At 57.7% G+C, this 16267-nt stretch carries 13 protein-coding genes; 5 read left to right on the forward strand and 8 right to left on the reverse strand.

Annotated elements, in window-relative coordinates:
• Window positions 1-114 precede the first annotated feature (114 nt).
• Complete coding sequence (locus tag V8J85_RS11795) at window positions 115-831, forward strand: response regulator (protein WP_339953945.1); 717 nt, start codon at window positions 115-117, stop codon at window positions 829-831.
• Here V8J85_RS11795 and V8J85_RS11800 read toward each other — a convergent pair.
• The 3 genes from V8J85_RS11800 to V8J85_RS11810 all read right to left on the reverse strand — a co-directional run bounded on the left by V8J85_RS11800 (window position 828) and on the right by V8J85_RS11810 (window position 3831).
• The gene (locus tag V8J85_RS11800) at window positions 828-1304 is read right to left on the reverse strand and encodes a DUF1993 family protein (protein WP_339953946.1); all 477 of its coding nucleotides are present in this window, start codon (window positions 1302-1304) and stop codon (window positions 828-830) included. The two genes, V8J85_RS11795 and V8J85_RS11800, sit on opposite strands and share 4 nt — an antisense overlap.
• The gene (gene aspS, locus V8J85_RS11805; protein WP_339953947.1) at window positions 1304-3088 is read right to left on the reverse strand and encodes an aspartate--tRNA ligase; all 1785 of its coding nucleotides are present in this window, start codon (window positions 3086-3088) and stop codon (window positions 1304-1306) included. Before aspS ends, V8J85_RS11800 begins: the two co-directional genes overlap by 1 nt.
• A gap of 68 nt (window positions 3089-3156) precedes the next feature.
• The gene (locus tag V8J85_RS11810; RefSeq protein ID WP_339953948.1) at window positions 3157-3831 is read right to left on the reverse strand and encodes an HAD family hydrolase; all 675 of its coding nucleotides are present in this window, start codon (window positions 3829-3831) and stop codon (window positions 3157-3159) included.
• 162 nt (window positions 3832-3993) lie between these two features.
• Here V8J85_RS11810 and carB point away from each other — a divergent pair, with 162 nt between their 5' ends.
• Entirely contained in the window at window positions 3994-7311 is a 3318-nt protein-coding gene (gene carB, locus V8J85_RS11815; protein WP_339953949.1) for a carbamoyl-phosphate synthase large subunit, read from the forward strand.
• A 38-nt stretch (window positions 7312-7349) separates the two neighbouring features.
• On the opposite strand, the gene V8J85_RS11820 is transcribed toward carB, so the two are convergent.
• The 5 genes from V8J85_RS11820 to V8J85_RS11840 are packed head-to-tail and all read right to left on the reverse strand — an operon-like array spanning window position 7350 to window position 12034.
• Window positions 7350-8090, reverse strand: coding sequence for a proteasome-type protease (locus V8J85_RS11820; RefSeq protein ID WP_339953950.1), 741 nt, complete (start codon window positions 8088-8090; stop codon window positions 7350-7352).
• A gap of 38 nt (window positions 8091-8128) precedes the next feature.
• Entirely contained in the window at window positions 8129-8926 is a 798-nt protein-coding gene (locus V8J85_RS11825; protein ID WP_339953951.1) for a transglutaminase family protein, read from the reverse strand.
• A gap of 8 nt (window positions 8927-8934) precedes the next feature.
• Window positions 8935-9876 (reverse strand): alpha-E domain-containing protein, encoded by a 942-nt coding sequence (locus tag V8J85_RS11830; protein WP_339953952.1) that lies wholly within the window; start codon window positions 9874-9876, stop codon window positions 8935-8937.
• Window positions 9877-9880: 4 nt separating this feature from the next.
• Window positions 9881-11308 (reverse strand): circularly permuted type 2 ATP-grasp protein, encoded by a 1428-nt coding sequence (locus tag V8J85_RS11835; RefSeq protein ID WP_339953953.1) that lies wholly within the window; start codon window positions 11306-11308, stop codon window positions 9881-9883.
• 51 nt (window positions 11309-11359) lie between these two features.
• Window positions 11360-12034, reverse strand: a complete 675-nt coding sequence (locus V8J85_RS11840; protein ID WP_339953954.1) for a transglutaminase-like domain-containing protein — start codon at window positions 12032-12034, stop codon at window positions 11360-11362.
• A gap of 380 nt (window positions 12035-12414) precedes the next feature.
• Here V8J85_RS11840 and V8J85_RS11845 point away from each other — a divergent pair, with 380 nt between their 5' ends.
• From V8J85_RS11845 to V8J85_RS11855, 3 genes are all read left to right on the forward strand, one after another.
• The gene (locus V8J85_RS11845) at window positions 12415-13971 is read left to right on the forward strand and encodes a phosphate ABC transporter substrate-binding/OmpA family protein (protein ID WP_339953955.1); all 1557 of its coding nucleotides are present in this window, start codon (window positions 12415-12417) and stop codon (window positions 13969-13971) included.
• Window positions 13972-14074: 103 nt separating this feature from the next.
• The gene (locus V8J85_RS11850) at window positions 14075-15100 is read left to right on the forward strand and encodes a hypothetical protein (protein ID WP_339953956.1); all 1026 of its coding nucleotides are present in this window, start codon (window positions 14075-14077) and stop codon (window positions 15098-15100) included.
• 44 nt (window positions 15101-15144) lie between these two features.
• Window positions 15145-16251, forward strand: coding sequence for a TRAP transporter substrate-binding protein (locus V8J85_RS11855; RefSeq protein ID WP_339953957.1), 1107 nt, complete (start codon window positions 15145-15147; stop codon window positions 16249-16251).
• The last annotated feature ends 16 nt before the right edge of the window (window positions 16252-16267 follow it).

The raw sequence follows: 16267 nt of genomic DNA on the forward strand, positions 1-16267 counted from the left end.
TTCCAACCTTATGCCGCAGCGCAGCAAACGGTGCAACGGGAATGACTTTAAGATTCGATTCACCTTGTCCTGCAAAGAATACGAACCTGCTAGGAACCGAAGGAGCGAATCGCGATGGAACCTCTGGAACATATGATGATGACGCCCGCACCCACCGCCCGACGTCCGCTCTTGGGTCTGACTGTGTTGGTGGTCGAGGATAGCCGCTTTGCCAGTGAGTCGTTGCGATTGCTTTGCCTGCGCTCCGGCGCCCGAATTCGGCGGGCGGATAGTTTGGAGACGGCGAAGCGACACTTGGCGATATACAGGCCTTCTGTCCTGATGGTCGATTTGGGTCTGCCCGACGGATCGGGCCTCGCCTTGATCGAAACCTTGGCTGCCGCGTCGCCGCGGATTGATGTTATTCTTGGCACAAGCGGCGATCCGACAGCGCAGGGTGCAGTTATTTCCGCTGGTGCCGATGGTTTCCTTTCGAAACCCATTGCCAGCATCGCCGCTTTTCAGTCGGCCATTTTGCAGCATCTACCTGCTGACCGGCAACCACCTGCCCCGCGCGCCGTCAGCACTGAAAGCGTCCACCCGGATCCGATCGCCTATCAAGACGACTTGAACCATATCGCCGCGGTTCTCAACGATAATGATGCAGATCACGATATCGGCTACGTGACGCAGTTTTTGGGCAGCGTGGCGCGCAGTGCCGAGGATCACGACCTCGATCAAGCCGTTCGCGCTCTGGTCCAACGCCGACGCGCCGGACAGGATTCCATTCATGAAGTCAGCCGATTGTCGGCTTTGGTTCAGTCCAGGCTTACTGCAGGCGGGCGAGTCTAATCTTCAAAAACAAATCCATCCGGGTAGGAATGTAATCCGTCGAAATCGGCTTTACCGACATCCACACCATTTGCCCGCAAGATGGCGTAGATCATCGATAGGTGGAACCACAGGTTCGGCAGGGCGAAATGTTTCAGGTAGTCCTCGCCCGATTGGGTCAGATCGGCAAAGCCCGCTCGGTGTGTGATCTGCCGCTCCGCTGCCCCTATGAAATCCGCCTCTGCCAGATCATCCGTCAATATCCGCACTCGCAAGAGTCGGGTCGCCGGATCGCCCTCTAGCTTAGGCACATCGCGTCCCACCAACGGATATGTCGCCCGCAGCGCAAACCCGGCCACAATCCCGAACTGCTCTGAAAGATCGAACATCCCCGGCGCCAAACGTGCCGACATCAGCGTGGGCGGAGTCTTGTCCAGCAAAACCTGCGCCTGATCCAGCGCTTGCAAAGCGACAGGAACAGACGCGGCAAACATCAGCTTTCCGGTGGCAGCACACGCAGCCGCAATTCGCGCAGCTGTTCGTTCTGTGGCTCGGACGGTGCATCCATCATCAGGTCTTCGGCCCGCTGGTTCATCGGGAACATGATGACCTCACGAATATTCGCCTCATCCGCCAGCAGCATCACGATCCGGTCGATCCCAGCCGCGCAACCGCCATGCGGCGGGGCGCCATATTGGAATGCATTGACCATCCCGCCGAAGCGTTTGCGCACTTCGTCTTCGCCGTAACCGGCAATCTCGAACGCCTTGAACATGATCTCGGGCTGGTGGTTCCGGATTGCGCCCGACACGAGTTCATAGCCGTTGCAGGCGAGGTCATACTGGAAACCCAGCACGTCCAGCGGGTCGCCTGTCAGCGCGTCCATACCGCCCTGCGGCATGGAGAACGGGTTGTGTTCAAAATCGATCCGGCCGGTCTCATCATCCTTTTCGTAGATCGGGAAATCCACGATCCACGCAAAGGCAAAACGGTTCGTGTTCGTCAGACCCAGTTCATCGCCGATCACCGTGCGGGCTTTGCCCGCAACGGTTTCGAACGTCTTGGGTTTGCCACCGAGGAAGAAGGCAGCATCGCCGACCTCAAGCCCGAGTTGCTGACGAATGGCCTCCGTCCGTTCCGGTCCGATATTTTTCGCAAGCGGGCCAGCGGCTTCCATCCCCTGCCCCTGATCACGCCAGAAGATATACCCCATCCCCGGCAACCCCTCTTTCTGGGCAAAGGCATTCATCCGGTCACAGAACTTCCGCGACCCGCCACCCGGCGCGGGGATCGCGCGGATTTCGGTGCCATCCTGCTCCAACAGCTTTGCGAATATCGCAAAGCCTGAATCGCGAAAGTGGTCGGAGACCACTTGCATTTTAATAGGATTGCGCAGGTCGGGCTTGTCCGTGCCGTACCATAGGGCGGCGTCGCGATAGGAAATCTGCGGCCATTCAGCAGGCGCATCGACTTTACGACCCCCGCCAAATTCCTCGAACACGCCTGCCAGCACCGGCGCAATCGTGTCGAACACGTCCTGCTGCTCGACAAACGACATCTCCATATCCAGCTGATAGAAATCAGTGGGCGAACGGTCCGCGCGCGGGTCTTCATCGCGGAAGCAAGGCGCGATTTGGAAATACTTGTCATAGCCCGACACCATAATCAGCTGCTTGAACTGCTGCGGTGCCTGCGGCAGCGCATAAAATTTGCCGGGATGCAGACGTGACGGCACCAGAAAGTCGCGCGCGCCCTCGGGCGACGATGCCGTGATAATCGGCGTCTGGTACTCGCGGAAGCCGGTATCCCACATCCGCTTGCGCATCGAGGCGACGACATCCGACCGCAGCTTCATATTCTCCTGCATCGCTTCACGGCGCAGGTCCAGGTAGCGGTATTTCAGACGGGTTTCTTCCGGATATTCCTGATCGCCGAATACCATCAACGGCAGTTCGGCGGCACGGCCCAAAACCTCGATCTCGCGCACAAAAACCTCAACTTCCCCAGTCGGCAGCTTGGGGTTCACCAGTTCAGGATCGCGCGCCTTCACCTCACCGTCGATCCGGATGCACCACTCGGATCGTACCGCCTCTACGGCAGAAAACGCAGCCGAGTCCGGGTCGCACAGTACTTGTGTGATCCCGTAATGGTCACGCAAATCTATGAATAGAATGCCACCGTGGTCGCGCACTCTGTTGACCCAGCCCGACAAACGAACGGTTTCGCCCACATGGGCGGCGGTCAGGTCAGCACAGGTGTGCGAACGGTAGGCATGCATAATCGGTGTCCCTCGGGCAAAGCAATTTCGCCCGATACACCCGTTTCACCTAGTGAAGTCAAGCAGCGCTACTCTGCCGCGATCCGCTGCTGTTCCAAAATGTCGGTCGAGAGCGTGGATAGAATGACAGCTTCCGCCGGGAAGTCATGTCGGACATGCAACGCGCCGGGCGTGACATATGTCATCAATCCCGCCCGCAAGGCGGCTTCTGCGCTCTCGGGCGAGTCCTCGATCGCAATCACCTCATCTTTGGCTATGCCCAGTTGGTCCAAGGCGATTTCATAAATCTCCGGGTCGGGTTTGACACGTGACACCATGCTTTTATCAGCGATAAAATTGAATGCCGCGCTGTCCAATTCATTACCGAGCGCCGCGAAAATCGCTTCGATCTGCTCTTCGCTCGTGCTGCTGACAAAACCCAATGCGAGGCCGCGATTATGTACGGTGTCAATTACGTCCCGTACACCTTCGCGCAGGCGCAGACCCTCTCGGCGCAGCATCTCATCGAAAATCGCAACCTTACGGGCGTGGACCGTATCAGCATCCACCTGCTCACCCAGGTTAGCGGCGAAATCGGCCACGCGGCGTGCACCGCCGGATCGTGTCAACAAATCAGCGTAAGTCGCGGTATCCCAATACCAATCAAGCCCCATCTCTATAAAAGACTGGTTAAAGGCTCGCCTTTGCAGGTCGGACGTTTCGACCAACGTCCCAATGGCACCGAAAAAGATAGCCTTTTGCATTTTGGGAGCCTCCTCATTGCTGCATCACCTTTCTCAACGTAAGACAATCGAAATGGTTTCCAGTTTTTCGGGCAGAACCTCCGCGGCACCGCCGAAACCGTCTTGCACAAGCCCGCCCCATGCCTATAACCCCCAACAATTTGCACGTTGAGGGGCACTGCCATGCCAAAGCGCACCGACATCCAGTCGATCATGATCATTGGCGCGGGGCCCATCATTATCGGACAAGCCTGCGAATTTGACTATTCTGGCGCGCAAGCCTGCAAGGCACTGCGCGAAGAAGGCTACCGCGTCATCCTCGTCAACTCGAACCCGGCGACGATCATGACCGATCCGGGGCTGGCGGATGCGACCTATATCGAGCCGATCACGCCCGAAGTCGTCGCCAAGATCATCGAAAAGGAACGGCCCGACGCGCTGCTGCCCACCATGGGCGGACAAACCGGGCTGAACACGTCATTGGCGCTGGCCGATATGGGTGTGCTGGACAAGTTCAACGTCGAAATGATCGGGGCCAAACGCGAAGCAATCGAAATGGCCGAAGACCGCAAGCTGTTCCGCGAGGCGATGGACCGGCTGGGCATTGAAAATCCCAAGGCCACAATCGTCACTGCCCCCGATGGCGACCTGGACGCGGGTGTGAAAATCGCCCTTGAGGCACTGGAGGAGATCGGCCTACCCGCCATTATCCGCCCTGCCTTCACCCTGGGCGGCACCGGCGGCGGCGTGGCCTACAATCGCGAAGAATATATCCATTTCTGTCGCTCCGGCATGGATGCCTCCCCCGTCGGGCAGATCCTCGTCGACCAGTCGCTGTTGGGCTGGAAAGAATTCGAGATGGAGGTTGTCCGCGACAAGGCCGACAACGCCATCATCGTCTGCGCCATCGAAAACGTCGACCCGATGGGCGTCCATACCGGCGACAGCATCACCGTCGCCCCGGCCCTGACGCTGACCGACAAGGAATACCAGATCATGCGAACGCACAGCATCAACGTGCTGCGCGAGATTGGGGTAGAAACCGGCGGATCCAACGTGCAATGGGCGGTCAACCCCGATGACGGACGCATGGTGGTGATCGAAATGAACCCGCGGGTATCGCGGTCATCGGCGCTGGCGTCGAAGGCGACCGGTTTCCCGATCGCAAAGATCGCGGCGAAACTGGCGGTCGGTTACACGCTGGATGAGTTGGACAACGACATCACCGGCGTCACCCCCGCCTCGTTCGAGCCGACGATCGACTATGTCGTCACCAAAATCCCCCGGTTCGCTTTCGAGAAATTCCCTGGCGCGGAACCCTATCTCACCACCGCTATGAAATCTGTGGGCGAGGCCATGGCCATCGGCCGCACCATCCACGAGTCGCTGCAAAAGGCGCTCACGTCGATGGAAACCGGCCTCACCGGCTTTGACGATATCGATATTCCCGGGGCGCCAGACAAGGCGGCCATCACCAAGGCGCTCGCGAAACAGACGCCCGATCGCCTGCGCGTTATCGCGCAAGCCATGCGGCACGGGTTGTCCGATGACGACATCTTTGCCGTCACCAAATTTGACCCATGGTTCCTCGCCCGTATCCGCGAAATCATCCAGGCCGAGGCCGAAATCACCGTCAACGGCCTGCCCGTCACCGAAGACGCGCTGCGCACCATAAAAATGCTCGGCTTCACCGACGCCCGCCTGGCCGAACTCACCGGCCAGACCGAAGATGAGATCAGACAGGCCCGCTATAACCTCGGCGTCACCGCCGTTTTCAAGCGGATCGACACCTGCGCCGCGGAATTCGAGGCGCAGACGCCCTATATGTATTCCACTTACGAAACGCCCGTCATGGGCGACGCGGAATGCGAGGCGCGGCCCTCTGATCGCAAAAAGGTCGTCATCCTGGGCGGCGGTCCCAACCGGATCGGCCAAGGGATCGAGTTCGATTATTGCTGCTGCCACGCCTGTTTTGCCCTGACCGATCAGGGCTACGAGACCATCATGATCAACTGCAACCCCGAAACAGTCAGTACCGATTATGACACGTCCGACCGGCTGTACTTCGAACCGCTGACGTTTGAGCACGTCATGGAAATCCTGCGGGTCGAGCAGGAAAACGGCACGCTGCACGGCGTGATCGTCCAATTCGGCGGTCAGACGCCGCTGAAGCTGGCGAATGCGCTGAACGATGCGGGCGTTCCGATCCTCGGCACCTCGCCCGACAGCATTGATCTGGCCGAAGATCGTGAGCGTTTCCAGCAGCTTGTCCAGAAACTCGACCTCAAACAGCCCCACAATGGCATCGCCCATTCAGACTCCGAAGCGCTCGACATCGCCGAAGGCATCGGCTTCCCCCTTGTCATCCGCCCGTCCTTCGTGCTGGGCGGGCGCGCAATGGAAATCGTGCGCGATATGGACCAGCTGCGCCGCTACATTTCTGACGCTGTGGTGGTGTCAGGCGACAGCCCCGTCCTGCTCGACAGCTACCTGTCAGGCGCGGTTGAGGTTGACGTGGATTGCCTGTCTGACGGCGAAAACACCCATGTCGCAGGCATCATGCAGCATATCGAAGAGGCCGGCGTGCATTCCGGCGACAGCGCATGCTCGCTCCCGCCGCATTCACTGTCCGACGCAGTGATCACCGAAATCCGCGCGCAGACCGAAAAACTCGCCAAGGCGCTGAACGTCGTCGGCCTGATGAACATCCAGTTCGCCGTCAAAAACGAAGAGGTCTACCTGATCGAGGTCAACCCCCGCGCCTCCCGCACCGTACCCTTCGTGGCAAAGGCGACGGATAGCGCCATCGCCTCTATCGCCGCGCGGCTGATGGCAGGTGAACCACTGTCGAACTTCCCGCTGCGCGACCCCTACCCGGTCACCGACAACCCGATGGAGATTTTGCCCCTGGGCGATGCCTTCACCCTTGCCGACCCGAAAACCCCGTGGTTCAGCGTGAAAGAGGCCGTTTTGCCCTTCGCCCGTTTCCCCGGCGTCGACACGATCCTCGGCCCCGAAATGCGCTCCACCGGAGAGGTTATGGGCTGGGACCGGTCCTTCCCCCGCGCGTTCCTCAAGGCACAGTTAGGTGCAGGCACCAACCTGCCCGACGCGGGCACGGTCTTTATCTCGATCAAGGACGCGGACAAGACGGCGGACATGTTGGAAGCGTCGCAAATACTCCTGAAACTAGGGTTCAATATCGTGGCCACACGCGGCACCGCCGCCTGGCTCACTGAAAACAAAATTGATTGCGAAGTGGTGAACAAAGTCTACGAGGGCGGTCTGACAATCGTCGACCGGCTGAAAGACGGACACATCGCACTGGTCTTCAACACGACCGAGGGCGCTGCCGCAGTCGAAGACAGCCGTTCGATCCGCGCCGTCGCCCTTTACGACAAAATACCTTACTTCACGACCGCCGCCGCAGCGCATGCCGCTGTGCTCGCCATGCAAGCGCGGGATGAGGGAGATGTCGGGGTAAGAGCATTGCAGGGCTAGGCGGCAGCGGTTCGGAGGTGATCAGGCCGGATGACCGATCAGTTTTGGTTGAATGAGAATTGGGGCAGGTGCTCTAATGCTGCCCGCAGGGCATCGCCCCAACCCTCTGAAACAGTTGCGAAATATGGATCATCCACCGCAATACGCGCTTGTGCTCCAATCCGGAAGCTGCCCTTTTCATAAACTTGCATGTCCAGCGGCAGGCCTACCGACAGATTGGCCTTGATCGTCGAGTCCATCGAAACCATCAATAGGCGGATCGCATCTTCAAAGCTCATCTCGGGGTCGTAGGCGCGGACGAGGATGGGTTTGCCGTACTTTGTCTCACCGATCTGGAAGAATGGGGAATCGTCCGTGACCTCGATGAAATTGCCTTCAGGATAGACAAGGAACAAGGTCGGCTCACCGCCTTTGATCTGCCCACCGACGATGACCGAAGCGCGGAACTTTGCGCTGGACTCCTGTCCGTCGACCCCGCTTTCGTCGATCACCTCTTTCAATGTCGCGCCGACAAGGCGGGCGACTTGAAACATCGTTGGCTGTTCCAGGATCGTCGGGTTGCGTTCGGATGCCGTTTTGGACCTTTCTTCCAAAAGGCTGATCAGCGCCTGGCTGGTCGCCAGGTTACCTGCCGTCAGAATGGTGATCGCGCGGTCGCCAGGAATTTCCCACTTGAATAACTTCTTCGTAACCGAAAAGTTGTCGACGCCCGCATTGGTCCGCGTGTCGGACATGAAAACAAGGCCCTTATTCAGGCGGAGGCCAACGCAATAGGTCATATAACTGCCCAATCGGAATCATTATTGTTCGGGCGATATTACTGTTGCACTTGCAAGGCGACAATCATCGCCTCATCCGCATTGCCCAGTCGCATGCCCGAGATTGGCGCAGCATCGCGCGAGTCGCGGCCAATGGCGACCCTGACGTAGCGCTCATCCGGTGATATTCCGTTCGAAACGTCAAAACCGACCCACCCCAAATCATCCAGATGCGCCTCGGCCCAGGCGTGGCTCGCGTCCTGATCCACCCGGTCGTTCAACATCAGGTAACCGCTGACATACCGCGCGGGCACGCCCGCCTCGCGCGCAGCGGTGATAAAGATTTGGGCGTGATCTTGACAGACCCCACGACCAGCACCCAACGCCTCTTCCGCCGTCGTGCGGGTGCCCGTGTCGCCAAGACCGTAAGGCACCGCATCGACGATTGCCTTGGACAAATCATGCAGGCTGGACAACAGATCATCACCGCCACCCACAACCTTGGTCAGCTTGCGAATACCCCGACCGGGAGTTGTCCGCGGTGTAGGTTGCTGGAACAGCCAAAGGGGCGCGGCGTCGTAGACCTTGCCCAGAATACCGTTGGTGTCGCGCGTTTCGATCTCGCCTTCGGCAGTGACTTCGACAGCGGTTTGCTCTGGGTCAGCCTGCAGGAGGATAGTCAGGTTTTTGAAATGGTCAGCAAACGAAAGTTCTTCGCGACCGCCGGTGATGCTGACTTTCCAGTTCAGCACCCTCTGCATGGCATTGTCAGTGGGCGTCAGCCGCACCTGCTGAAGCCCATACGAGACCGGCGCATCGTAAGTATAGCTGGTGGTGTGTTTGATCTTCAGCCGCATCAACCTGCCTATCCGTTAAATCTGTAGTCTTGTTCGATCTGCCGCCCGATCGCGTTGCTGTCGCGGATGAAGTCGCCAATAAATTGGTGAAGCCCAGCCTCGAAAATCGCGTGAATGTCGTGGGCACGCAACTTGTCACGCAGCTTTTCCACAAGGCCGTTGCAATCACGCGGCTCACCATAATCCTTAGACAGATAACCCAGATTTTCATCGATATTCCGGCAACAAAAAGAGAGCGACCGGGGAAAACGACTGTCAAGGATCAGGAATTCGGCGATGTTTGATGATGTCATATCGTCCTGATTGAGCCAGCGGAAGGACCGATGGGCCGAGACGGAGCGCAAGATCGTTTCCCACTGGACGTTGTCCAGCGGCGAGCCCACAAAACTCGCCGAGGGAAGCAGCGTATAATACTTAACGTCGATGATCCGCGCCGTGTTGTCGGCGCGTTCCAGCGCGGTGCCGATCTGGGCGAAATCAAAGATATCGTTCCGCAGCATCGTGCCATGCAACGCCCCGCGGACCAGCGCGCTTTGTCGCCGGATCATACCTAGGATCGTCGGCAATTCCGTTTCTCGGATGGGTCGCTTCAGTAGGTCCTTCAACGCCATCCAAGTTTCGTTAACGGCCTCCCAAACCTCTGTCGTCAGAACCGTACGGACCATTCGTGCGTTGGTCCGCGCCATGTCTATCACCGACAGAACGCTGGACGGATTCGAGGTATCCCGCAAAAGATAGTCAATCACGTCCGGTCCCGTGAAGGCATCGTGCTTGGCCATGTAATTGTGTCGTACACCAGCAGTGGTCACGACGGATTTCCATTCCGATGCGCTGTCCGACGATCGGGTCAGCGCGATGCGAAACCCCGCTTCGACCAGACGTGCAGTGTTTTCGGCCCGTTCGAGATAGCGAAACATCCAGTAGACGCCGCCCGCAGTTCTTCCCAGCATCGCCCTACTCCTCCAGCACCCACGTGTCTTTGGTGCCGCCGCCCTGACTGGAATTAACGACAAGCGACCCCGCTTTTAACGCAACCCGGGTCAGGCCGCCGGGTGTGATATTCACGCCATTGGGGGAGACGAGAACAAAGGGGCGTAGATCCACGTGGCGCGGTGCCAAGCCCTTTTTGACGAAGATCGGAACCGTCGAGAGCGATAGCGTGGGCTGAGCGATGTAATTGGCCGGGTTTTTCTTCAGCTTGGTGGCAAAGGTCGCAATCTCTTTCTTGCTGGCTGCAGGCCCGACAAGCATCCCGTAGCCGCCCGAACCATGCACCTCTTTCACCACCAGATCGGCAAGGTTATCCAAAACGTATTTCAGCGTCTCTGGCTCGGAACAACGCCAGGTTTGCACATTCTTGAGGATCGCTTTTTCACCTGTATAGAACTCAACGATTTCAGGCATGTAGGAATAAATCGCCTTGTCATCCGCGATACCTGTCCCTGGCGCATTTGCGATTGTGATATTTCCGGCGCGATAGACATCCATGATGCCCGGAACACCCAGCATGGATTCGGGTTTGAAGTTTAGCGGATCGAGGAACTCGTCATCGACCCGACGATAGATCACATCGATATTCTGATATCCTTGGGTGGTGCGCATCGCGATACGCCCATCGACCACGCGCAAATCCTGCCCTTCGACCAGTTCGACACCCATCTGGTCTGCCAGGAACGAATGCTCGAAATAGGCCGAGTTATGAATACCGGGCGTCAGAACGGCCACTGTGGGTTTACCGTGGCAGCCCTGCGGCGCACTGGCGGCGAGGGACCGGCGCAGGTTCTTGGGGTAATCGCTGACCGGTTGAACCTTGACCTGGCTGAACAGCTCGGGGAACATCTGCAGCATCGTTTCCCGGTTTTCCAGCATGTAGGATACGCCCGACGGCGTCCGCGCATTATCCTCAAGTACAAAGAAGTCATCTTCGCCCGTGCGCACAATGTCAGTACCGACAATATGGGTATAAACGTTACCGGGCGGAGAAACACCGATCATTTGCGGCAAAAAAGCCTCGTTCTGCGCGATCAAGTGCGGCGGTACGACGCCCGCCCGCAAGATTTCCTGCCGGTGATAGATATCATGCAGGAAGGCATTGATCGCCCTGACGCGCTGTTCAATCCCCCTAGAAAGACGTGTCCATTCGCGGTTGGATATGATCCGTGGGATCAAATCAAACGGGATCAGGCGCTCTTGCGCTTCCGATTGACCGTAGACGTTAAAGGTGATGCCTGTGCGTCTAAAAAACGCTTCGGCCTCCTTCGATTTCTTGGTCAGTCGGACGGGGTCTTGCCCCATGAACCACTGCTTGTATTCGCTGTAAGGTTCCCGAACAGTATCGGCAGGTTGATGCATTTCATCGAAATGGCTTTTATTCTCAGTCATTTCGATAGCGTAACGAGTCTTGCTCTAAGAGCAAGCTATTGGACGAAACGCTTAGTTGCCCTGATGCTCAACGACCGAAACCGCCTGATTTTTCATCTCGACCAATCCGAACGACGTCATGAAAGCGATATCAGCCGCGTCGCGACCAACCCCGATCAGCGCAACTTCATCGGGTCGAGACATGCCGGTCGGGTCGATCATGTGCCACGTATCATCAAGATAGACCTCGACAAGCGCGTGGAAGTCCGGAGGCTCTGCGTGGGGTGCATAAGCGCTGACGATCCGTGCCGGTATGCCGACGGCACGCACCATCGCGATCAATGTTTGCGCATAGTCCCGACACACACCACGGCGATCACGAAAGCTATCCGTTGCGGTGGTTGTCGGATGTGTCGCCAGCGGATCGTAGATGAAGTTCCCGGCGATCCAGTCACTCATCGCTTGGATCAACGCGCCGCCTGAAAGCGCGCCAAAGGTCTGAGCCGTAAAGTCGAAAAACACCTCGGGGTGGCAATAGCGTGAGGGCATCAGATACTTCACGACAGGGGCCGGTATCCGCTGAAGCGGGACAGCCTCAAGCAGCATCAGATCGATGCGCTCTCGCCAGATCTCAATGCGGGCGTCATAGACGCACTGCAGGCCATCGACTTGCAGTGTCCAATAGCGATGGCCGACATCATCTTCTGCGGCAATCCGATGGGACGCCGCGGCATCATTTATCAGCAAAGACTGGGCAATGACGCTTTGCCCGGGATAGTCGGCGACAGTTATTTGCAGAAGTATGTTGCAAGCCTGTGGGACATGATAGTCTAGACAAGCGTTAACCTTGATCAACATGTTTTGCCAGTTCTCCAGTCGTGAAAGACCAGGGTTGTTTCCATATTTCGTTCAGGGCTGATTTCGCTTTGAGAATTGTCTGGCTTAGACGGGAAACTATGCGTTCATTCATTGTGAAATGAAACACCAGTCAAGCACGAGACATAAAAAGATGCGACCAATAATATGGCCTAATTCAAACATATTGTCGCCTAACTGACGCGGCATCAAAACCTATAGTTTATGACTGCCTCTTTCGAGTCATGGGAGTTAGAATTGGGTTACCACACATGAATGCTTTTCGAAAAAACTTGGCCTTGTCTGCCTGCATGGTCGCTTTGCCAGCTTATGTATTCGCTGATCAGGTCACAGTATCAAGTCCTGATGGATCGATCACCATCACCGGAGAACTGGTTTCATTTGATGAAACGACGCTGGTGTTGAATAGTGATATCGGCGAACTTCAGCTATCGCGCCAAACCACCATTTGCGAGGGTGAAGCTTGCCCTGGTGGATTGGAAGGCCTTGAGATACGGGTTGCAGTGAACGATGCCGATACAGGTGCACTGCTGCGCAGCCTGGCGAATGGTTATGCCGAAACACAAAATCAGGTAGGGCTGACCTTCCCCGATGATCAGGGAAACGTCGCGCGTGTCGAATTGCGCGACACATCGATGACCGACGTCGAAGGCGAGGTCACCCTGACCTATCAGGCGGGTGCCGCCGCATTCCAGACACTTGTTGCCGGCACGGTTGACGTAAACATGACGACCACCGCTGTTCCGGCCGCAGTCGCCGAACAGGTCGTATCGGCAGGGCAGGTTGACTTGCGCGACCCGCAACGTGAACGTGTTGTTGCGCTGGATGCGTTGGTGCCGGTCGTCCATCCAGACAACCCGGTACGGTCAGTCTCGCTTGAGGAACTTGCACAAATCGCTGCTGGCCGGATCAGAAACTGGTCCGAAATCGGCGGCGAGAATGAGCCGATCAGAATGCTCCTCCCGGCTGAAGGCACGGCGCTCGACAACGCATTCACCGAATTGGTTCTGGACCCGAACCGCGTACGCCTGCGCCGAAGCGCAGAGCGCGCGGAAAGCGAAAGTCAAGCCGCGACCACTGTCGCTGCGGATGAATCCGCGATAACGGTCACATCTTTGTCCGGAAGTGGTGACGCCGATGTTCTGCCTATTCGTCAATCCTGCGGCCCCTTGGCCTATGCCAGCAACTTTGCGATCAAAGCGGAAGAGTACCCTCTCAGCCAGCGGGTATATGCCTATACAGCCGACGCTGAGATGACCGCGCCGCAATCGAATTTCTTCGACTTCGTCGCATCTGCGTCAGCACAACCGCTGATCGAAGAAGCGGGTTATGTCGATTTGTCGATCGAACCGCAGCCGATCAGCTTGCAAGGGACACGCATGACGTCTGCGATCCTGTCCGCCGGTAGCGGCGGCACACTTGATCTGGTGCAGCGCTTTGCACAGGATTTGGCCACGGCAGATCGCCTGTCGACCACTTTCCGTTTCACATCCGGCTCTGCCCGTCTTGACAGCAGATCGCAGGGCGACGTTCAACGGATGGTATCCTATCTGAGCGGCGAAGAGGCGCGCAATCGTGAAATTCTCGTCATCGGCTTTACCGATGATGTAGGCCGGTTTGACCTGAACGAGAGGCTGGCGCTACGGCGCGCAACCAGCGTCCGCGACGCGCTTGTTGGCAGCCTTGGTGGCGATGCGTTGGCCGGCAGGATTTCGGTATCGAGTTACGGTCCACTTGCGCCCGTAGGGTGTAACGACACCGCCGATGGCCGCGAAAGCAACCGGCGCGTGGAAATCTGGCTGCAATAACAACCGAAAGGGTATGATAGTCAGTCCAGAAATGGCAGACTGGTCATACCTGCGGATCGCAATTTCTTGGCAGAAGCCTGCCTGAAACAAGGAAACGTTTGATATGAAACGCAGAACACTACTGGGGGCGGGACTTGCATCGGCATCAGTACTCGCCGTACCAGCGACTGCACAGAACAGGCTAGCATTGTCGCTGGTAACCGATCGCCCTGACGCCGCCAATGCATTGGCCGAGCGCGTTGCAAAAGTATCCAGCGATCGTATCACGATCGAGGTCGCGGCATCCGATGCTGCCGATGCCGCTGGCTTTCTCGATGGGGTATCGGGCGGTGGGTCCGACATGTACCTGACCTCTTCTGACGCTTTCGTCGCACGCAATCCGGCCTTCGGCCTGTTTGCAGCAATGCCTGGCGGCATGAGCGCGAGCGAGTTGGAAAGCTGGGTTCTGGTCGCCGACGGCCGGTTCATGCTGGACCTTCTAGGCGAGGAATTTGGGATCAAGGCTTTTATCGCCGGTGATGATGGCGCTATGCCTATTTGGTCACGCGCACCACTTCAGGGCTTGTCCGATCTTATTGGCGGCACCGTGGTCTCTGCTGGTTTGGGCCTGAATGTCCTGACCGAGATGGGTGTCGGCAACACCGTGGATGTCATGTCGGCCACTGACCTTGGTGGTGCGACTGCAATCGAAGGGCTAAGCATCACGCAAATGGCCGCTGCAGGTCTGCTCGAAACCTTCCCTCACATGGCGACGCCGAATGCAGGGCGTCCGTCGGCCATGCTGAACCTTGGGGTGAACATCACAACATGGTCAAACCTGCCAGAGTCCGATCGCATGCTCCTGGAGCGGTGTATCATGGCCGAGCACAGCACACAGCGGGCACTGGCTCTGCATAGGAACGTGACCGCCATCGCAGACGCCACCGTCACAGCACAAGCGATGCCGCAGGATATTTGGGATGCGCAAATCACCGCTGCGAATGCAGTGATGACCGGTATGTTCGATGCTGGCGACGTCGCTGCCGACACGGCAGACGCCTACCTCTATTTCATTAGTGACGTTGCTGGTTGGAGCGAGATCGGCGAAACCGCCTACTTCCTGGGCCGCAAACAGGCATTGTCCCAATGATGAGTGAACTGGATAGCAAACCCATGTTGAACGATCGCACAAAGATGAAAACACTATCGCGCCGTCGGGTCATGCTGGGCGGTAGTGCAGCCCTGGCAGGAACCGCAGCGCTGGCTGCACCTGCCGTCGCACAGGGCGCGCCCATCACCATCCGCATGGCAACCTCTTGGCCGTCGGGCCTGGGCGGCCTTGCCGATAGCGCGGCCCGCGTCGCCGAAGGGATCACCATCGGCAGCGAAGGACGACTGAACGTCGAGCTTTATCCTGCTGGTCAATTAGTGCCGCCGCTCGGGGTCCATGACGCTGCAAGTACAGGCGAGATCGAGATGTATCACTCGGCCGAGTACTATTTCCAAGGCAAGCATCGCGGGATGAACTTTTTTACTACGGTTCCGCTAGGCCTGACATCCGTGGAGCAGGCCGCCTGGCTGAAGTTCGGAGGCGGGCAAGAGCTGTGGGACGAGCTGAACGCTGGGTTTGGTGTAAAGGCGCTGGCCGTCGGTGGCACCGGCGTCCAGATGGGTGGCTGGTTCAACAAGGAAATCACCAGCAAGGATGATTTCGTTGGTTTGACCATGCGGATGCCCGGCCTTGGCGGTCAGGTGATCAGCAAGATGGGCGCGAACGCCGTCGTTCTTCCCGGCGGCGGCATCGTCGAAGCCTTGTTCGAAGGCACGATTGACGCAACCGAATGGGTCGGCCCTTACAACGATCTGCAATTCGGCTTTCAGAAGCTGCTGTCGACCTACATCTACCCTGGTTTTCACGAACCCGGCACGACGGCTTCCTGCGGCTTTAACATCGACTTCTGGAACAACCTGTCAGACGTCGACCGCAACCTGATCACCGCGGTGACAGAGGCAGAACTGACGAACCATACAGCAGATTACTACGGAAATAACGGCTTGGCCTTGGTGCAACTGCTGACCGAAGCCGGTGTCAAGCCGACCCGCCTGCCAGATGATGTCTGGAATGAGTTGGCGCGCGTGTCTTTCGAGGTAACTGCCAGCGTGGCCGATGATGATGAGATGGGACGTCGTATCGTCGAAAGCTATGACGCCTACCGGGCATTGGTCGGCCAGGCCGAACCGATGAGTCAGGCAGAATATCTGGCCAAGCGTGGCGCTGCAGAATTGTTCGCAGAAGTATGATAAAAATGGACAGGCC

The organism is Yoonia sp. 2307UL14-13 (assembly GCF_037572755.1).
Lineage (GTDB): Bacteria > Pseudomonadota > Alphaproteobacteria > Rhodobacterales > Rhodobacteraceae > Yoonia.